A 17142-nucleotide genomic window follows, 5' to 3' on the forward strand; every position below is an offset into this window, starting at 1 on the left:
ACTACTCGCTGATCTTCTCCCCGGCCGGGTCGAGCGCCCACCAGACGTTGTTCATCGCCTGCCCGTTCACGTCACCGGCAGCGGAGTCGCCGACGAAGTAGTAGAGCGGCCAGCCATTCAACGTGACCTGGGTGGAGCCGTCCACACCGGTGATGGTGCCCACCTCGCCGGTGACGCCATCGACTGCGGGAGCATCAGCATCCGTGGTCACGGCCGGCCAGTTGGTCGCGCACTCGCCCTCGCACGTGCTGGTGTCGCCACCCTGGGTGTCGTTGTCGAACATGTAGACGGTCATGCCCTCGGCGTCGACGACGATCTCGCCAAGGTCGGAGTCCGCCGTCATCAGCTCGGCGTCACCGGTTTCCGGCGTGGTTTCCGGCGTCTCCTCGGTGGTGCCGGTGTCGGCGGGCGGGGGAGTGGTGTCGCCTCCGCCGGTACAGCCGGTCAGCAGCACCGCCAGGGTGGCGACGGCCAGAGCGGATGCGAAACGTGTCTTCATGGTGAACCTCCAGATATGTCGTGGTCAGGGGTGCAAAGAGAACACGAGGTGGGGAGGGGAAAAGTTCAGCGGCGGTCCCGTGTCACCCGCCTCCGATAGTGTGCGAAGCAACGGATGGAGGTGGCGGATGTTCCTGAGCGGTGACGTTGACAGCAGAGTCGTCTACACCAGCGCCAGCGACCTCACCGTCGCCTCCAAGTGCGAGTTCGCCTTCCTGCGCGGACTGGATGCCCGGCTGAAGCGCATCGATGCGGCCCCGCCCAAGCCCGACCCGATGCTGGAACGCGCCGGACGCCTCGGCGACGAGCACGAAGAACGCAAGCTCGAGCAGTACCGTGCCGAGGCGCAGGTGGTGGAGATCGAGCGACCGGATGTTCGTGATTCCGCCGCGCTCGCGGCCGCCGCCGAGCAGACCCGCCGTGCCTTCGAAGGCGGTACCGAGGTCGTCTTCCAGGCCACCTTCCATGACCCGGGTTTGCCAGACACTGCCGGCCGGATCGCGTTCCTCGGGTTCGCCGACTTCATCGTACGCACCCCCGACGGCCGTTACCTGGTGCAAGACACCAAACTCGCCCGCAGCGCCCGCGTCACCGCCCTGCTGCAACTGGCCGCCTACGCCGAACAGCTGGAACGCATCGGCATCCCCACCGCCGACACCGTCGAACTGCTGCTCGGCGACGGCACCGTCAGCGAGCACCGCCTGCGCGACATCGCCCCCGTCTACCGCAACCGCCGCGACCGGCTGCACCGCATCATCCGAGAACGCCTCGACGGCAACCACTTCGTCGAATGGGGCGACCCGCGTTACGCGGTTTGCGGGCACTGCGACGTGTGCGAGGCCGAAATCGAGGCCAGCCGCGACGTACTTCTCGTCGCCGGGATGCGCGTCACCCAGCGCGCCAAACTTAGCTGTGCCGGCATCCGCACCATCGACCAGCTGGCATCATCCGCCGACCCAGTGGACGGCATCGGCGACGCCGCTCTCGCCGGCCTCCGCACCCAGGCGCAGCTGCAGCTCGAAGCCATCCCCGAGTCCCCGCCGCCCTACCTGGTGGCGGATGCCGCCGTGCTTGCCGCCATCCCCGAACCAGACCCGGGCGACCTGTTCTTCGACTTCGAGGGCGACCCGCTCCACACCGAGGGCGACGCCACCCGCTGGGGGATCGACTACCTGTTCGGCATGGTCGACCGCGACGAACAGTTCACCGCCTACTGGGCGCACACCTTCGCCGAGGAGAAGCAGGCCCTCCGCGACTTCCTCGACGACGTCGCACGCCGACGCGCGCTGAACCCGGGCCTGCACATCTACCACTACGCCTCCTATGAGCGAACGCACCTGTCCAGCCTCGCCGCGCGTCACGGCATCGGCGAAGACGAGGTCGACCAACTGCTGCGCGAACACGTGCTCGTCGACCTCTACCCGATCGTGCGCAAAGCGGTGCGCGTCGGCTCGCCGTCCTACTCGATCAAGAAACTGGAGCCGCTCTACATGGGCTCCGAAATTCGCGATCCGCTCGGTGTGACCAACGCGGCCGATTCGATCACCGAATATGCGGATGCCATGGCGCTCGGAGCATCCGGAGACCTCACCGCCCAGCAGCACAAGCTGGACGAGATCGGCGACTACAACCGCTACGACTGCGTCTCCACCCTGCGGCTGCGCGACTGGATGCTCGGCCTCGCCCAGCAGAACGGCGTCGCCCCGACCGGTGTGTACGAGGCGGAAGACGTCGCCGAACTCGAGGCGTCGCCCCTCCACGACGCACTCACCGCGCTCGCCGGCGACCCGCTCGACCCGGAGCGCACGGCCGACCAGACGGCCGCCGCCTTCGCCGCCGCCGCACTCGAATACCACCGCCGCGAACGCAAGACCTTCTGGTGGGGGCACTTCTTCCGGCTGGTGCAACCGGTGGAGGAGTGGGCGGAGACCCGCGACGTTTTCATCGTCGAGCGTGGCGTTGTCGAGACGGACTGGCACCGGTACACGTCGCGGCAGCAGAAAGACCGGCGCTTCGTGCGGCTCTACGGAACCTGGGCGCCCGGCTCCACCGTCAAGGCGAGCCCTGACGCGATGCCGTATGCGCTTTACGACCAACCGGCCCCCTTCAGCGACCCGCGCGCCGACCCCGGTGCCCGCTCGGCGCATCCGGTCGAAGTGAAGGAAGTCACCGAAGACTCGGTGCTGATCGAGGAGACCCTTGCCGGTGACGTCTCCGCGCATCGGGCGTTCCCTATGGCGCTGACCCCCGCCCTGCCGCCGCCCGCGGGGCAGCAGGTCCCCGCCATCGAGGAATGGGCGCAGAGGATCGTCGACTCCGCCCCGGTGTGGCCGACCGACCCGACGGTCGACATCCTGCGCCGCACCCCGCCGCGCACCCGGAGCGGCTCCCTCGCTCCCGCAGCAGGGGAGGAGCTGCAGCCCGCGGTGGTCGCCAGCCTGCTCGACCTCGACCACTCCTACCTCGCCGTGCAGGGGCCACCCGGGACGGGGAAGACCTACCTCGGCGCCCGGGTCATCGCCGAACTCATCAGGAAGCACCAGTGGAAGGTCGGCGTCGTCGCGCAGTCGCACGCGGTCGTCGAGAACCTGCTGTGCGAGATCGTGAAATCCGGACTGCCCCGGCACCTGGTCGGCAAAGTGCTCAAGGACGCGAACACGGATGTCGTCTTCACGCCGCTGGCGAAGAACGGGCAACTCCTGTTCGCCCTCGAGAACACCACCACCGGGTTCGTGGTCGGGGGAACCGCCTGGGACTTCTCCAACCCGGCCCGGGTTCCCCGCCGCTCACTCGACCTGCTCGTCATCGACGAGGCCGGGCAATTCTCGCTCGCCGCGACGATCGCCTCCGGTGTCGCCGCCCGTAACCTGCTGCTGCTCGGCGACCCACAACAACTGCCGCAGGTGAGTCAGGGGCTGCACCCTGAGCCGGTCGACGGGTCAGCCCTCGGCTGGATCAGCGACGGCCACGACGTGCTGCCGCCCGACCTCGGCTACTTCCTCCCGGCCAGCCGCCGAATGCATCCGGCCGTCACCAAGCCGGTCTCCGAACTCTCGTATGAGGGTGCGCTTCACGCGCATCCGGATGCCTCCGCGCGCCATCTCGAGGGTGTCGCACCCGGGCTGCACATCGTCCCGGTGCGGCACGAGGGCAACTCGGTGGAGTCACCGGAAGAGGCCGACTGCGTCGTCGCACAGGTGCGCAGCGTGCTCGGACTCGCCTGGAGCGACCCCAGCGAGAGCCGTGACCGGGAGCCGCTGACCCAAGAGGGCGTGATCGTGGTGTCGCCGTACAACGCGCAGGTGGCACTGGTGCGGCAGGCGCTCGACGCGGCCGGCTACGACGGGGTGCGGGTCGGAACGGTCGACAAGTTCCAGGGCCAGGAGGCGGTGATCGCGATCGTGACGCTGGCGGCATCCGCCCCCACCGAAGTGCCGCGCGGAATGTCGTTCCTCATCATGCGCAACCGCCTCAACGTGGCCATCTCCCGTGCCAAGTGGGCGGCCTACCTGCTCTACTCGCCCGACCTCGTCGACTACCTGCCGCCCACCCCCGACGGAGTCGCCGAGCTGAGCGCCTTCATCACGCTGGTGGAGTATCCGGCCCCCTGAGCACCCGCTCACCAGTCCGGCCCCTTCCGGAGGTCACTCCGCACTGAGGCGCCTCGACACTGAGGCGACTCCGCCTGGACCTTCCCCCTCTGTCGCTAACGACGGCCATTCGGTCCGCCACGCCGCCGCGGGTGCTGCGACACGCGGAGGATCGGTAGCGCATCCGTGGGAAGCGACAGTTGGCCGCCGGAAAGTGGCAAGTGTCGGCAGCCGCCACTAGCCTCGCAGGCATGACACTCAAATGGGAACAAGTTGTTGTCGACTGCCAGAACCCCGCAGTGCTCGGGCGCTGGTGGGCTGAAGCGCTCGGCTGGGAGATCATCGACGAAGACGACGACGAGCTGGAGCTGAAGGACCCGAACGGATCCGGTCCGACCCTGCTTTTCATCGAGGTTCCGGAGAGCAAGACCCTCAAGAACCGCCTGCACCTGGACTTCGTACCGGACGATCAGGATGCTGAGGTTGCCCGCCTGGAAAAGTTGGGCGCCCGCCGCATCGACATCGGGCAGGGCGAACCGACCTGGGTGGTTATGGCCGACCCCGAAGACAACGAGTTCTGCGTGCTCTCCGCTCGCCCATAACTGCGGCTGTGGATAACTGAAGGCGGATGTCGGTGGCCGGCGCGACCGTCGAAGTATGACAACTGCGCGCCACACCATCAACGAAATCCTCCAGTCCTTCTTCGCCAGCCAGACCTCCGGCAAGAAGGGCCTCACCCTCCGCCGCATTCACGACGTCGAGGTGCAACTCCGCCGCTGCATTGAGTCGGAAGCGGAACGCATTCTGGTCACCTCCGACTTGGCGGTGCTCGCCGCCGAGCGCCAGTTCGACCCGGAGGGTGCCGTCGCCCGCGTCATGCACGCGGACGACCTGGTCTTCATCCTGTCGATCTTCGTGCAACTGGAGCGGCAGCCATCCGACCTGGTTCAGCGCCGCGTGCAACTGCGGATCACCGAACAGCTCGTCGGCAATCTGGTGCGCCGCCGACTCATCGACCGCTCGAGTTTCGCCTGCCCGATCCTCGACATCGAGCTTGGCGCCCAGCGGGGTCGAGCCGAGGTGCGGCGACAACAGCAGCAGGCCCGGGCGCCGTTCTAAGCGGCAGATTCGCAGCGGCCACCAAGCCGCGGCGGGGAGGATGAACCACATGAAGACGATCCTGAACGTGCTCTGGCTGGTGTTCTCCGGGTTCTGGCTGTTCCTCGGCTACATGCTCGCCGCCGCCATCATGTGCGTGCTGATTGTCACCATTCCGTGGGGGATCGCCGCCGCCCGCATCGGCGTCTACGCATTGTGGCCGTTCGGCAAGACGGTCATCGATAAGCCCACCTCGGGCCTCGGGTCGCTCCTCGGCAACCTGATCTGGCTTGTCCTTGCCGGCTGGTGGCTTGCCGCCGAACACGTGATCAGCGGCGTTCTGCTCTGCCTCACCATCATCGGCATCCCGTTCGGCATCGCCAACTTCAAAATGGTGCCCGTCGCGCTGCTGCCGCTCGGCAAAGTGATCGTCGACAAGTAGCACGGCAGCATCGCTACGAGACGCGCGGCAGGATGTACGCCGTCACCGCGAAGAGCACGCACGCCCCGATGATGGCCGCGAACAGGGCCAGCCACAGCGGCGAGGGGACGCCCGTCCTGCGGAACAGCAGGTAGGCATCCGACGTCTGCAACTGGGCGCGACGACTGGTGTGCACCGCGATCACCCCGAACAACCCGCGCACCGACCCGACCAGGAGCGCGATGCCGAGTACCAGCAGGGCGTAACTCTGCACCTCCGCTGTCGCGTAGAACCACAGTGCCGCACTAGCAGCAGCTGACAAGAGCACCACCAGCACCCCGAACGCGTTTCGGATCACCAGCAGCGTCAGCAACAGCACCACCCCGCCGGCGAACAGCGCGATCGAGGTGTACCCGGTGAACACGCACCACAATTGCGCGGCACCCACCACCGCCGGGGCGGGGTAGCCCATCACCCCGCTGATGACGGTGCCGAGCACACCGCGCCCACTGCTCAGCGCATCACCCGAATGATTGCGACGGATGCGGATGCCATGCACCACCCTTCCAGTCACGATCGCCGCGACAGCATGGCCGAGCTCATGCACCAGCGTGGTGAACAGTCCGAACCACTGCCAGGTGGCGCGGGGAACGCTGAGGGCGGCGGCCCCGGCGAGGATGGCGAGCATGACCGGCGCGGAGACATCAATCGGCTCAGCAGGGGCGAGGAGGGAGTTGAGGAAGTCGATGCGTCCAGTCTCGCAGGAGAAACGCCGAAAAAAGTTCTAGCCAAAGGCGGCATGAGGTGAGTAGTATTACTCGAGTTGCGCCGCATTAAGGCCGCGCCGGAAGTCAGAGAGGAGGGGGTACCCGTGATGAACACCATCGCAAACCGTGCCGCGATTGATATCGCGTTCTGCACCTCCCTCCGCCCACTCTTCACTTCCACCCCGCTCACCGCGTAACCGTTCATCGGAGCGCAGAGCGCTCAACCGATGAGGTTAACCGATGACTAGTTCCACGTCCGGGCCAATGTGCCCGACCCTCCACCCGTCCGCCCGCACCGCCGGGCCAGCACCGAGGGATCGCCGACCGGCCTTCCGGGCATCCGCCCCCACCGGTCGCCGCACCCCAACCATCACCCACGACTTATCCCATGAAGGAGCAAGACAATGTCGGAGTACCTGACATACACACTGTGGAGGCAGCGCGAAGAGCGAATGCCCCGCGAACTGGAGCACCAACGCGTCGCCCACGAGCGGATGCTCGAGCAGGAGCAGCAGCTCCAGGAGCTCGTCGTCCCGACCGAACTCGAGGTGCGGCCCAGCGCAGACGAGTATGTGCTCGTTGACGAGTAACAACGCGAACCGCGAACCGGCAGTGACGAACCAGTCACTGCCGGTTCGTCTGTTAAGCCCGGGGACTTCAGGGCCGCTGCGACCCCTCCATCACCCGGCGCACCTCGACCGCAGCGCCGATGACCTCGGCGAGGGAGCCCGCAATCTCGTCGGCCCGCTCCCCGCTCGACACCTTCACCACCCAGAACCTGGACAGCGGGAAGCCGCGGCCGGTGATCGAGCCGTGGTGGAACCGCCGCCGCCGGTCGACCACGGTGGCGCCGCCGCCGTCCTCCAGGATCTCGGAGTAGACCAGTTCACCGGTGTGGGCCAGCTCGTTGTCGAGCTTCGCCGCGAACGCGGTGACGTCCTCAGCCCACTCCGGCGGGCGGGAGTGCAGGTCCTTCTCGTCACCGAACACCATGATCATGAACTTCATCGTCACTCCTCGCGCGTTGCCGGCGGATGCGTACTACCAACTGTCGCACTGGAGCTGCGGGATAGCTACGCCCCCGCCGGTCCCCATCCCAATTGAGGGACCTTTTCGGACATCCGCACGAAAAGGAGGAGGATTCGCAGCCCGGAACGCGATATCTCCTGCTATCGCGTTAGCGTCGCCCGGCGAGCCCGCACTCGTACGCCAGCACCACCGCCTGCACCCGGTCGCGCAGGCCCAGCTTGGAGAGAATGCGCGTGATGTGCGTCTTCACCGTCGCCTCACCGAGGAACAGCTTCGCGCTGATCTCGGCGTTCGACAGGCCACCCGCCAACGCACGGAAGACATCGAGCTCGCGTTCAGTCAGCCCGGCCAGCTCGCCAGGAACGCCGTCGCTGACCGGCGGCCGCTGCACGAAAGCCTCCACCAGTCGGCGGGTGATGGTCGACGCGAACAGCAGCTCGCCGCTGTGGCATTCGCGGATCGCCGATGCCAGCTCGGCCGGCGGTGTCGTCTTCAGCAGGAACCCGCTCGCCCCCGCGCGCAGTGCCCCGAACACGTACTCGTCCAGGTCGAACATGGTGAGCATCAGCACGCGTGCCTGCGGTCGGGATGCAGCGACCAGCCGCACGCCTTCGATGCCGTCACTACCGGGCATCTGCACATCCATCAACACCACATCGGCGGTTTCGGATGCTGCCAGCCGGGCTGCCGAGGCACCGTCGGATGCTTCGCCAACCACCTTCAGATCCGGCTCGGCTTGGAGAATCGCCCGAAGGCCGGCACGAATGAGGTCCTGGTCGTCCGCAATCACCACCCGGATCATGACATCCCCGACGGTACGCGCCGCATGACTGGCAGCCGCGCGAACACGCCGTAGCCACCACTGGGGAGTGGGGCCGCGGTGAACCCGCCGCCGACCGCACGAACCCGCTCGGCAAGACCGGCCAGACCGAAGCCGGTGCCCGTGTCCGCGGCATCCACCAACTCGGTCGGGCCGTCATTGGTGACAGCAACCTCGACCGCCCCGCCGACCACGCCGACCCGAACGCGCACCGTGCTGGCGTGCGCATGCCTGGCCACGTTGGTGAGCGCCTCCTGCACGATGCGATAAACCGTTTCGCCGAGGGCGGGGTCGACGGGGGCCGACTGCAGGGTGACCTGCAACCCGATGGCGCGCATCCGCTCGACCAACTCGTCAAGCGTTTCCGGTGCTGGTCTGGTGAGGCCGGGGCCGCCGATCGCGCCGGCATCGAGAATGTCGAACAGGACGTCCAGTTCGGACAACGCCTGGGCGCCGGCGACCTCGACCGTGCGCAGCGCGCTGCGGGCAGCGTCAGGGTTTGAGGCCAGCAACGCCTGTGCAGCCGACGCCTGCAAGACCATGACGCCGACCGCGTGGCTGGTCACATCGTGAAGGTCGCGGGCCAGGCGCAGGCGCTCGGCCCGAACCGCGCGGTCGATGTGCGAGTCGAGGGCAGCCCTCAACGCGGACGCGCGAGCTTCGGCCAGGCGGCCCGCGCGGTCACGGGCACCCCACTCGTGGCCGGCGAACGCGGGAAGGGCCAGGAGCATGAAGGTGATGGGGACGTTAGCCGGGTCCAGTGCCCCGAGCCGGGCCAGGGCGGCACCGGTGAGCAGCGCCAGGCCTGCCCACGCCAGGGGGCTCCCGTCGATGGCCGCCGACCAGGCCAACAGCGCCAGGGTCAGCAGGGCGGCGAAGCCCACGCCGACGAGGAGCGGCGACCCGGCCACCAGCATGAGAGCGACGATGGCGGCCGCCGCCAGGCAGGCGATCGCCGGGCGGATGCGACGGATCAGCAGCGTCGTCGGCAGCGCGAGAAGCAGCAGCCAGCCGATCGGAGACAGCGGTTCGACAGCGATCTGGCCGTCGACGACGGAGAGTGCGAGCATGACCAGGGTGATGGCGGCATCCGTGAGCCAACGCCGGCGGCGGTTCGGTGCGGTTGTCGCTGCCGGCTCCGGCTCGGTGCGCAGCAGGCCGAGCAGCCAGCGCAATTCTGCGACGGCTGCCCTGCCCCGTTCGGCAATGCGCCGGACCACGACCGGATCAAGGTCGGCTGCGGCCGCCGAGGCGTCCCGTTTCATTTCCTCCACCGAGTGCCTGATCACGTCGAGGGTTTGGCCACCCAGCCGCGCCCGCTCGTCGGCGACCACCTCGGCCGTCAGGCACGCGGCATCGAGGTTCTCCAGCCTCAGCGCCGCAGCGCGGGCACGGCCGGCACTCGATGAGCGGTGTCGTACCACGCGTCCGAACGCGAACGTTCCCCCCATCACGAATACCGCGAACAGCAGGGTCGGCACGGCGAAATCCCAGGCGACGATCGCCGCCAGGTACAGGATGGCCGTCACGGAGCCGCGGATGACCCTCGCGTGACGGCCCAGCGTGTACAGGGCGACGAAGGCGGGTACCAGTCCGGCGGGGTTCTCCGCGGGAACGCCCAGGGCCACGGTTGCCAGGTGCAGGGTTGCCAGCAGGAGTGCTCCGGTCGCCGGCGCCTGCCGCAACCACAGCATCACCACACCGGCCACCGGTGCGATCGCCAGCGCCCACTCGGTCGCGGGCGCGAGGAAAGCGGCAACCCACAGACCGCCTGAGGCAGCAACAACCCATTCACTGAGCAATGGTCGGCTGAGACGCATGATCAGAGGCTAGCGGCGACGGATGCTGCAGCGCGTCCCCCAAAAGTCTGACGAGCATCCGCCTGCGGGGGACAACTGCACACGACTTCGGGACGACCATGCTGGTGCGCCCTGGCGGATGTCCGGCTCGCCGCTCCCGGCCACGCTGATGTCAGCCCGGCGGAACGACCGCCGCAACAGAAGGACACGTCATGAAACTGCTCCCCATCGCCGGCCTGGTCGGCGCAACAATCGTCTCCACCGTCGCCCTCACCGATGCCCTCTGGCAGGGGTTCGAGGGAACGCCGCCACCTTGGGCGGAAGTGGGCGGCCTGGTCTGGATGGAGCGAGGGGTCGACTTCGCCCACGCGATCCCGTACCTCATCCTCGCCGTGCTGCTGGTGCAGCTCGGCCCGCGCATCGATCGGGGCGGATTCTCGCGATGGGTGCGGCGGCTGCTGGCGTTCTCCTTCCTGCTCTTCGGCGGCGTGACCCTGTGGTCGGGTTTCTCGGGGGTCGGCGTGGAGGCACTCGGCGCGGTCGGCATCGTGTTCACCGTCGCATTCCTGTTCATGCTGGTGCTGCCGATCCTGCTCGGCTTTGCGCTGATCCGCCGTCCTGGGCTCCGGATGCCGGCCGCCTTCCTGATTGCGCCGGCCGTGTTGCTGCCGCTGGTGTTCGTGCTGTCCAACTTCACCGGGTTCGCGCATCCTGGCTTCGCGGAGACTGCCGTCAACTTCGGAGTCGCGCTGCTCGGATTCGCCGCCGCGTCGAGCTCCACGCCGGCGGAGGCTGAGCTGGAGCACGCCGCCGCCGGCTAGCCGTTTTCGAGGACCAATCGCGCGATCAGCGTGGATTCGGGGAGAAAACGGCGAGCGGATGCTGCTTTCTCCTCGATTCCTGCGCCGAGCCGGGACCCGCCGCAGGGGTGCTTGAATTGGGGTATGACTGCCTCCGACCACATCCAGGACCTCGCCCGATTCGTCGAAGCGTCACCCTCCTCCTTCCACGCTGTCGCCGAGGCGGCCGGTCGCCTGGAGGAGGCCGGTTTCACCCAGCTGCATGAGGCGGATGATTGGAGCCGCCCCCAGCGCAAGGCGACCAAGGCTGCAGGACGGCACTACGTCATCCGCGACGGGTCGATCGTGGCCTGGATCCGGCCGGCCAACGCCACCGCGACCACGCCGTTCCGCATCCTCGGTGCGCACACCGACTCGCCAGGGTTCAAACTGAAGCCGAAGCCGACCATCGGCTCGGAGGGCTGGCTGCAGGCCGGCGTCGAGGTGTACGGTGGCCCACTGCTCAACTCCTGGCTCGACCGCGAACTGGAACTCGCCGGCCGCATCGCCTTCACGGACGGCACCACCTCGCTGGTGCGCACCGGACCGTTCCTGCGCTTCCCGCAGCTGGCCATCCACCTCGATCGCGAGGTCAACGACAAGCTCACCCTCAAGCGCCAGGCACACATGAACCCGGTGTTCGGGCTCGGCGACCGGGCGGATGCCGACCTTCTCGGCCACCTCACCGGCCTCGCCGGGCGACGCAAGGCATCCGAGGTCGCGGGCTACGACATCTCCGTCGCCGACACCGCGCCCCCGACCGTGTTCGGCCTCGACGACGCCTTCTTCGCATCCGGCCGCCTCGACAACCTGTCATCGGTGCACTCCGGCCTGACCGCGTTGCTGCGCCTCGGCGACCGGCACGCGCACATCCCGATGTTCGCCGCCTTCGACCACGAGGAGGTCGGCTCGGCCACCCGCTCAGGGGCGAGCGGGCCGTTCCTCGCCGACATCCTCACCCGAGTGAGCGCCGGCCTCGGAGCATCCGACACCGACCGGATGCGAGCCTTCGCCGACTCCTGGTGCCTCTCCGCCGACGCCGGCCACGCCGTCCATCCGAACTACCCGGATCGCCACGACCCGGCCAATCGCCCGGTGCTGAATGGCGGGCCGCTGCTCAAGATCAACGCCAACCAGCGGTATGCGACGGATGCGATGGGTGCGGCAGAGTGGGCCCGCGCCTGCGCGCAGGCGAAAGTTGGCTACCAGGAGTTCGTGTCGAACAACGACATGCCGTGCGGCACCACCATCGGCCCGCTCACGGCGACCCGCCTCGGCATCCGCACCGTCGATGTGGGGATCCCGCTGCTGTCGATGCATTCGGCCCGCGAACTCTGCGGCGCCGAGGACCCCGCCGCGTTCACCGCCGCGATCGAGGCATTCCTCGCCCCCGCCTAGCCGCTCCCGCACGCGACTCCATCAGCCGATGGCTTGAGCGGCCGCGGTGAATATGGCTTGGTTTCGATACGGCGCTGCGCGCCTACTCAACCCACGGAGAGATCAAGCGCGTCACGGCTGAGCATGGTGGCCCCGGCGACCGCCGCCGGCATGGCGAATACCGCCCCGAACGGCACGAGGAAGAGCAGGTAGGTGGCCACGCCGAAACCGACGGTGCCCGCGCGGTTCGCCCCGAGCATCCGCCGCCGCTGGCGCAGCGTCACCCCTCGGGCGTCGAAGGCGAATCCGGAGAGTTCGACCGCGAGCAGCCAGCCGCCGAACAGGGCGCCCAACACGGGCGCCGCGACCTGGCCGACCACCGGGATGAACCCGCAGGCGAACAGGGTCACGCCGATCGCAGCGGTGGCCGCGAACATCCGGATGCCGTTGCCCACCCCGCGGCGGACGGATGCCCACACGGTCTCCGACGGTTCAGGCACCGGGCCGCCGCCGCGTTTCTCGACCTCACGCCAGATGCGCTCGTAGAAGGGGTCGCCGACCGCGAGGGTGAGGGCGGTGAAGGTGAAGAGGCCTGCGTAGACGACGATGACGGATGCCGCCAGCCCGGCCGCGACCCGCGTGGCGATGCGGAACGGTTCGTCCCAGCCCTCGGCAAACGGGGTCAACCAGGCCGCGATCGTGTCGATGTTCATGACGAACAGAACCGCCCCGGCCATGAAGACTGCGCCGACGATGAGGGCGGGGATCGCGCCGAGGAACATGAGCCTGGGGGAGGTGGCCCACATTCCCAGCCCCTTGGCGAGGTAGCGCGGGCCGGTGAAGAACCGCTTCACGGTGCCGGGAACTCGCGGTGGTTTCACGCGAACAGCCTAGGTCAGCGCGAGCCTGCGAGAGTGCTGTCAGCCCCTCCCCGCCGCCAATAGCGAGGGTTAACGTGGACCCGACCAATTGACGTTTTCGACTAGGAGGTTGATCAATATGGCCGACATGGAGAACAAGGCAGAAGAAATGAAGGGCAAGGTCAAGGAGGGCGCCGGAAAGGTGACCGACAACGAATCGCTCGAAGCCGAAGGCAAGATGGATCAGACGAAGGCCAACCTCAAGCAGGCCGGCGAGAACGTGAAAGACGCCTTCACCGACTAGCCCCATCCAATGTGGCCCCGCCCGTGCTCACCGGGCGGGGTCCTCTCACGTTCAGGTTCGGTCAGGCCCAAATGAGGGACCTTTTCGGCCATCCGCACCGAATGAGGGAACTATTTTCGGCAACGACCTGGTTTCTCCTGCTTTTGCGCGACGGCTGGCGCGGTCTAGCTGTCGGCGGCCTGCGCCTCGCTCAGGGATTCTCCCGTCGGGTCGGCTGCCGTCGCATCCGCCAGCTCAGCACCGCCCACCGGCTGGTCGGCCCAGCGGGTGAGGGTCCAGCCGTCGGTGAAGGAGCCCTCAACGACGACCACACCGGTGTTATCGAGGTCGTTCTCGCCGGCGAAACTGGGCGCGACATTGGTCGCGTTGCCGGCAACCCAGACGCGGATGGCGGCACCGTGACTGATTACGGCCACCGAAGACGCGCCAGACTCCGCGATCTCCTCCAGGTCGGCGTTGTAGCGCCCGAAGAAGTCGTGGCCGGTCGGGCCGCCCGGCATGGCGACATCCAGTTCGCCCGAGCCCCAGGCGAACACCGTCTCCAGGTAGCGGCGCACCGAGTGGTGGTCGCTGCGCATCTCCAGGTCGCCGGCCTCGATCTCGTGCAGGCCCGTCTTGACCTCGACGTCGAGTGTCCGGGCATCCGCCAGCGGAGCGGCAGTCAACTGCGTGCGCACCAGCGTCGACGCGAAGAGGGCGTCAATCGGTTCGCTGCTCAGCGCATCCGGAACCCGCGCAGCCTGCTCGTGGCCGCGCTGGGTGAGACCCGGGCCCGGGTGGGCGGTGTCGAGTTGGCCCAGCACATTGGCCGGGGTCTGGCCGTGGCGGATGAGGAAGAGTCGCACCCGATCAGCCTAAGCGAGCGTCGCTGACAGAACGCCTCAGTCGTTCCAGCCGGGGCCGGACGGGATCGGGAGCCCGCGCTGGAACGCCTCCGCGACCGAGCGCGCACGCAGGTCGGCGGCCTCGTTGAGGATGTGCCCGACGTGCCCGCGCACCCACTCGAAGGTGTAGCGGCGGCCGACGATCGCGTCGTCGAGCTCCTTGAGCAACTCCAGGTTCATGACCGGCTTGCCGTCGCCCTTGCGCCAGCCCTTGGCCTTCCAGCCGGGCATCCACTTGGTCACGGAGTTGATCACATACTGGCTGTCGCACAGCACGTGCAGGTCGTCGTCGAGGTGCGCGGTCGCCCGGAACAGCTCGAGCACGGCCTTCAGCTCGCCCTGGTTGTTGGTGGCGTGCTTCCAGCCTCCGGCCGCCCAGCATCCGTCGTTCACGTACCAGGCCCAGCCGGCGGGTCCAGGATTTCCGAGGGCGGACCCGTCTGCTGCGGCGATGATCATGGGCTCAATCGTATCGGCGCCTAATCCTCCGGGAGTGCGTGCTCGATCAGCTCGACGATCGCGGGGTCGTCCGGCAGCGTCTTGCTGCGGAAGCGGTGCATGTCCCCGTTCGGCAGGATAAGGAACTTCTCGAAATTCCACCTCACCCGGCCCTTGCGGTCGGCCTGGTCCTTCACCTGGTGCAACGCCGAGAACAGCGGATGCCTGGACCGCCCGTTCACCCGCGTGGTCTCGAACATCGGGAAGGTGACGCCCCACGTGGCCGAACAGTACTGCTCGATCGCATCCGCCGACTTCAGCTCCTGCGCGAACTGGTTCGACGGGAACCCGAGCACGCTGAACCCGTGACTCGCGTAGGTGCGCTGCAGTTCTTCCAGCTGTTCGTACTGCGGCGCATATCCGCAGCGGGATGCGACGTTGACCACCAGCAGCACCTTGCCGTCATAGTCGCTGAGGCGTTCCGGGGTGCCATCCAGACGGGTCAGCGGGAGGTCGGTCAGGGTGGTGGTGCGAAGTTCCATAGTCGAACCGTATGGCACCTCCTTCGGAAAACGGTGGGAACGAGGAATACGCTCGAAGGCATGAACGCTGCACCGGGTATGAAGCGAATCGGGTTCCTCTCTTTCGGCCACTACCAGGATGTGCCTGGCTCGGTCGTCAAGACCGCCCGCGACGCGCTCGTGCAGTCCATCGAGCTGGCGGTCGCCGCCGAAGAGCTGGGGGTGGATGGCGCGTTCGTGCGCGTGCACCACTTCGCGCCGCAGCTGGCGTCCCCGTTCCCGCTGCTGGCCGCGATCGCCGCGCGCACCAGCCGTATCGAAATGGGAACCGGCGTCATCGACATGCGGTACGAGAATCCGCTGTACATGGCGGAGGAGGCGGCCGCCGTCGACCTGATCAGCGACGGGCGCCTGCAGCTGGGCATCAGCCGCGGCTCACCAGAACCGGCCCTGAACGGGTATGAGGCGTTCGGCTACGTGCCGGGCGAGGGCAGCAGCGACGCGGATGACGCCCGCAACAAGGCAGCCATCTTCCGAGCGGCGATCGACGGAGCAGGGGTGGCGCGGGCGAACCCGAAGATGGTCGGCAGCGACGGGTTCCTGCCCATCGAGCCTCACTCGCCGGGGCTGCGCGAACGCATCTGGTGGGGAGCCGGCAGCCGCGCCACGGCGGTGTGGGCCGCCGAGCAGGGGATGAACCTGATGAGCTCGACCCTGCTCACGGAAGACACCGGCGTGCCGTTCGACCAATTGCAGGCCGAGCAGATCCGCATGTTCCGGGACGCCTGGGCGGATGCCGGGCACAGGCAAGAGCCTCGGGTCTCGGTCAGCCGCAGCATCATGCCTCTCGTCACCGAGGAGGACCGCCACTACTTCGGGCTGCGCGCCCAGGTCGAGGGCAAGGACCAGGTCGGCCACCTCGACGGCGGGCTGGCCCGGTTCGGCAAGAGCTACATCGGGGAGCCGGATGCGCTCGCCGAAGAACTGGCGAAGGACGTCGCAATCCAGGAGGCCGACACCCTGCTCGTGACGGTACCGAACCAGCTCGGTGTCGACTACAACGCCCGTCTGCTCGAGAGCATCGTGAAACTGGTCGCGCCGACGGTCGGCTGGCGTTGACTTTCATCAGGGCTGAACGCGAGTCATCCTATCGCTGATCAGACGTTCGCGGCCCTCGATAAACGACACCGTTGCCTCGCGGTAGGTGATGTATTCATCGGTGGACTGGGGAGTGCCGGGGCGGTCAAACCCGTCGAACGGTAGAAAGAACTCAACTCGGGTGTGATCGTCTGTAACCAGGTCTTGAAAGTGGAAGAAGGTGATGAATTCCGAGAAGTCGGCGAACAGCGAAAAGAAGTCGCGGTAAGCGTGGAACACATCAGCCAACGGTGAGTCTGAATCGCCCGCGTAGTGCAGTCGAACGCACTCGAGAGTGAGGTCTATACGGTCGGCGATTTCTGAGCGAGTTCCTCGCGCTTGATTTATTGTTGGCTGGTCCTTGGTCCGGACTGGCCAGATCATGGTGCTTCCTACGGTGTATGCAGGGTTCAGGTACCTCAAACGTTGATGCTCATCCAGCTCGGCAATCGCATTCACCAACGTTCTCGGGCGTATCCAGGTGGTGTAGGAGTTAGTAATCGCGTCGCTGCCGAAGCAGAGCTCGGGACCATTCGGGTACGCGTTGAGGAGGTAACCCTTTCGTCTGGACGAAGGGGCGACCAGCTCCAGCGCTGTGCCCGAGTTCAGTGGCCTTGACCAGAGAAGCCGGTGGGTTGCTCGTAATCTGGCGCTGAATTCGTCAGGGTCCTTCCCGACGGGGACGTCGGTCCGGAAGTCGAATGAGACATCGAACCCGGGTTCACCATGCATGGTTCATGATGGCACAGGATGCTAACTG

19 protein-coding genes are annotated in these 17142 nt (G+C 67.3%); 9 read left to right on the plus strand and 10 right to left on the minus strand.

All coding sequences use genetic code 11. The annotated features are described in order from the left end of the window. Window position 1: 1 nt before the first annotated feature. Window positions 2-499 (minus strand): COG4315 family predicted lipoprotein, encoded by a 498-nt coding sequence (locus ACX3PH_RS11680; protein ID WP_459092685.1) that lies wholly within the window; start codon window positions 497-499, stop codon window positions 2-4. A 127-nt stretch (window positions 500-626) separates the two neighbouring features. Between ACX3PH_RS11680 and ACX3PH_RS11685 the strand changes: the two genes are divergently transcribed. The 4 genes from ACX3PH_RS11685 (at window position 627) to ACX3PH_RS11700 (ending at window position 5628) form a co-directional block, all read left to right on the plus strand. After that, complete coding sequence (locus ACX3PH_RS11685) at window positions 627-4109, plus strand: TM0106 family RecB-like putative nuclease (RefSeq protein ID WP_459092687.1); 3483 nt, start codon at window positions 627-629, stop codon at window positions 4107-4109. A gap of 230 nt (window positions 4110-4339) precedes the next feature. Continuing rightward, window positions 4340-4690: a VOC family protein gene (locus ACX3PH_RS11690; protein ID WP_459092689.1), complete on the plus strand. Its 351-nt coding sequence runs from the start codon at window positions 4340-4342 to the stop codon at window positions 4688-4690. 55 nt (window positions 4691-4745) lie between these two features. Further along, a complete protein-coding gene (locus tag ACX3PH_RS11695; RefSeq protein WP_459092691.1) occupies window positions 4746-5207 on the plus strand; it encodes a hypothetical protein in 462 nt (153 codons plus the stop codon). Between the two features lie 49 nt (window positions 5208-5256). Continuing rightward, window positions 5257-5628, plus strand: coding sequence for a YccF domain-containing protein (locus ACX3PH_RS11700; protein WP_459092693.1), 372 nt, complete (start codon window positions 5257-5259; stop codon window positions 5626-5628). 13 nt (window positions 5629-5641) lie between these two features. Here ACX3PH_RS11700 and ACX3PH_RS11705 read toward each other — a convergent pair whose 3' ends face one another. Further along, window positions 5642-6295 (minus strand): M50 family metallopeptidase, encoded by a 654-nt coding sequence (locus ACX3PH_RS11705; protein WP_459092695.1) that lies wholly within the window; start codon window positions 6293-6295, stop codon window positions 5642-5644. 483 nt (window positions 6296-6778) lie between these two features. Here ACX3PH_RS11705 and ACX3PH_RS11710 point away from each other — a divergent pair, with 483 nt between their 5' ends. Beyond that, the gene (locus ACX3PH_RS11710) at window positions 6779-6964 is read left to right on the plus strand and encodes a hypothetical protein (RefSeq protein ID WP_459092697.1); all 186 of its coding nucleotides are present in this window, start codon (window positions 6779-6781) and stop codon (window positions 6962-6964) included. Window positions 6965-7031: 67 nt separating this feature from the next. Here ACX3PH_RS11710 and ACX3PH_RS11715 read toward each other — a convergent pair whose 3' ends face one another. The 3 genes from ACX3PH_RS11715 to ACX3PH_RS11725 form a co-directional block, all read right to left on the minus strand. Next, window positions 7032-7382 carry a YciI family protein gene (locus ACX3PH_RS11715; protein ID WP_459092699.1) on the minus strand — a complete coding sequence of 117 codons (351 nt, stop codon included), beginning with the start codon at window positions 7380-7382 and terminating at the stop codon, window positions 7032-7034. 169 nt (window positions 7383-7551) lie between these two features. Next, on the minus strand, window positions 7552-8205 hold the full coding sequence (locus ACX3PH_RS11720) for a response regulator (RefSeq protein ID WP_459092701.1): 654 nt from the start codon (window positions 8203-8205) through the stop codon (window positions 7552-7554). Then, window positions 8202-10043 (minus strand): sensor histidine kinase, encoded by a 1842-nt coding sequence (locus ACX3PH_RS11725; protein WP_459092703.1) that lies wholly within the window; start codon window positions 10041-10043, stop codon window positions 8202-8204. The genes ACX3PH_RS11720 and ACX3PH_RS11725 overlap by 4 nt, the downstream gene beginning before the upstream one ends. Before the next feature lie 191 nt (window positions 10044-10234). Here ACX3PH_RS11725 and ACX3PH_RS11730 point away from each other — a divergent pair, with 191 nt between their 5' ends. Together ACX3PH_RS11730 and ACX3PH_RS11735 are read left to right on the plus strand one after the other, a co-directional pair. After that, window positions 10235-10843 (plus strand): hypothetical protein, encoded by a 609-nt coding sequence (locus ACX3PH_RS11730; protein WP_459092705.1) that lies wholly within the window; start codon window positions 10235-10237, stop codon window positions 10841-10843. 123 nt (window positions 10844-10966) lie between these two features. Next, window positions 10967-12259, plus strand: a complete 1293-nt coding sequence (locus ACX3PH_RS11735; protein WP_459092707.1) for a M18 family aminopeptidase — start codon at window positions 10967-10969, stop codon at window positions 12257-12259. Between the two features lie 86 nt (window positions 12260-12345). Here the strand turns inward: ACX3PH_RS11735 and ACX3PH_RS11740 are convergent, their stop codons facing one another. Beyond that, window positions 12346-13119 carry an EI24 domain-containing protein gene (locus tag ACX3PH_RS11740; protein ID WP_459092709.1) on the minus strand — a complete coding sequence of 258 codons (774 nt, stop codon included), beginning with the start codon at window positions 13117-13119 and terminating at the stop codon, window positions 12346-12348. A gap of 118 nt (window positions 13120-13237) precedes the next feature. Between ACX3PH_RS11740 and ACX3PH_RS11745 the strand changes: the two genes are divergently transcribed. Next, window positions 13238-13402, plus strand: a complete 165-nt coding sequence (locus ACX3PH_RS11745; RefSeq protein WP_459092711.1) for a CsbD family protein — start codon at window positions 13238-13240, stop codon at window positions 13400-13402. A gap of 164 nt (window positions 13403-13566) precedes the next feature. Here ACX3PH_RS11745 and ACX3PH_RS11750 read toward each other — a convergent pair whose 3' ends face one another. The 3 genes from ACX3PH_RS11750 to ACX3PH_RS11760 are packed head-to-tail and all read right to left on the minus strand — an operon-like array spanning window position 13567 to window position 15266. Continuing rightward, window positions 13567-14247, minus strand: a complete 681-nt coding sequence (locus ACX3PH_RS11750) for a histidine phosphatase family protein (protein ID WP_459092713.1) — start codon at window positions 14245-14247, stop codon at window positions 13567-13569. Between the two features lie 36 nt (window positions 14248-14283). Next, the gene (locus ACX3PH_RS11755) at window positions 14284-14745 is read right to left on the minus strand and encodes an RNase H family protein (RefSeq protein WP_459092715.1); all 462 of its coding nucleotides are present in this window, start codon (window positions 14743-14745) and stop codon (window positions 14284-14286) included. Between the two features lie 20 nt (window positions 14746-14765). Continuing rightward, complete coding sequence (locus tag ACX3PH_RS11760) at window positions 14766-15266, minus strand: glutathione peroxidase (protein ID WP_459092717.1); 501 nt, start codon at window positions 15264-15266, stop codon at window positions 14766-14768. Window positions 15267-15344: 78 nt separating this feature from the next. Between ACX3PH_RS11760 and ACX3PH_RS11765 the strand changes: the two genes are divergently transcribed. Continuing rightward, the gene (locus ACX3PH_RS11765) at window positions 15345-16364 is read left to right on the plus strand and encodes an LLM class flavin-dependent oxidoreductase (RefSeq protein WP_459092880.1); all 1020 of its coding nucleotides are present in this window, start codon (window positions 15345-15347) and stop codon (window positions 16362-16364) included. A gap of 6 nt (window positions 16365-16370) precedes the next feature. Here ACX3PH_RS11765 and ACX3PH_RS11770 read toward each other — a convergent pair whose 3' ends face one another. Beyond that, entirely contained in the window at window positions 16371-17114 is a 744-nt protein-coding gene (locus ACX3PH_RS11770) for a DUF6994 family protein (RefSeq protein ID WP_459092719.1), read from the minus strand. Between the last annotated feature and the right edge of the window lie 28 nt (window positions 17115-17142).

The sequence above is a fragment of the Homoserinimonas sp. A520 genome (assembly GCF_054489245.1).

Bases quoted from the DNA above. Each gene is read 5' to 3' on its own strand.
- ACX3PH_RS11745 (WP_459092711.1), top strand. From the start codon at position 13,238: ATGGCCGACATGGAGAACAAGGCAGAAGAAATGAAGGGCAAGGTCAAG.
- ACX3PH_RS11690 (WP_459092689.1), top strand. From the start codon at position 4,340: ATGACACTCAAATGGGAACAAGTTGTTGTCGACTGCCAGAACCCCGCA.
- ACX3PH_RS11705 (WP_459092695.1), bottom strand. From the start codon at position 6,295: ATGCTCGCCATCCTCGCCGGGGCCGCCGCCCTCAGCGTTCCCCGCGCC.
- ACX3PH_RS11755 (WP_459092715.1), bottom strand. From the start codon at position 14,745: ATGATCATCGCCGCAGCAGACGGGTCCGCCCTCGGAAATCCTGGACCC.
- ACX3PH_RS11735 (WP_459092707.1), top strand. From the start codon at position 10,967: ATGACTGCCTCCGACCACATCCAGGACCTCGCCCGATTCGTCGAAGCG.
- ACX3PH_RS11720 (WP_459092701.1), bottom strand. From the start codon at position 8,205: ATGATCCGGGTGGTGATTGCGGACGACCAGGACCTCATTCGTGCCGGC.
- ACX3PH_RS11715 (WP_459092699.1), bottom strand. From the start codon at position 7,382: ATGAAGTTCATGATCATGGTGTTCGGTGACGAGAAGGACCTGCACTCC.
- ACX3PH_RS11695 (WP_459092691.1), top strand. From the start codon at position 4,746: ATGACAACTGCGCGCCACACCATCAACGAAATCCTCCAGTCCTTCTTC.
- ACX3PH_RS11770 (WP_459092719.1), bottom strand. From the start codon at position 17,114: ATGCATGGTGAACCCGGGTTCGATGTCTCATTCGACTTCCGGACCGAC.
- ACX3PH_RS11760 (WP_459092717.1), bottom strand. From the start codon at position 15,266: ATGGAACTTCGCACCACCACCCTGACCGACCTCCCGCTGACCCGTCTG.
- ACX3PH_RS11680 (WP_459092685.1), bottom strand. From the start codon at position 499: ATGAAGACACGTTTCGCATCCGCTCTGGCCGTCGCCACCCTGGCGGTG.
- ACX3PH_RS11725 (WP_459092703.1), bottom strand. From the start codon at position 10,043: ATGCGTCTCAGCCGACCATTGCTCAGTGAATGGGTTGTTGCTGCCTCA.
- ACX3PH_RS11700 (WP_459092693.1), top strand. From the start codon at position 5,257: ATGAAGACGATCCTGAACGTGCTCTGGCTGGTGTTCTCCGGGTTCTGG.
- ACX3PH_RS11685 (WP_459092687.1), top strand. From the start codon at position 627: ATGTTCCTGAGCGGTGACGTTGACAGCAGAGTCGTCTACACCAGCGCC.
- ACX3PH_RS11710 (WP_459092697.1), top strand. From the start codon at position 6,779: ATGTCGGAGTACCTGACATACACACTGTGGAGGCAGCGCGAAGAGCGA.
- ACX3PH_RS11730 (WP_459092705.1), top strand. From the start codon at position 10,235: ATGAAACTGCTCCCCATCGCCGGCCTGGTCGGCGCAACAATCGTCTCC.
- ACX3PH_RS11765 (WP_459092880.1), top strand. From the start codon at position 15,345: ATGAAGCGAATCGGGTTCCTCTCTTTCGGCCACTACCAGGATGTGCCT.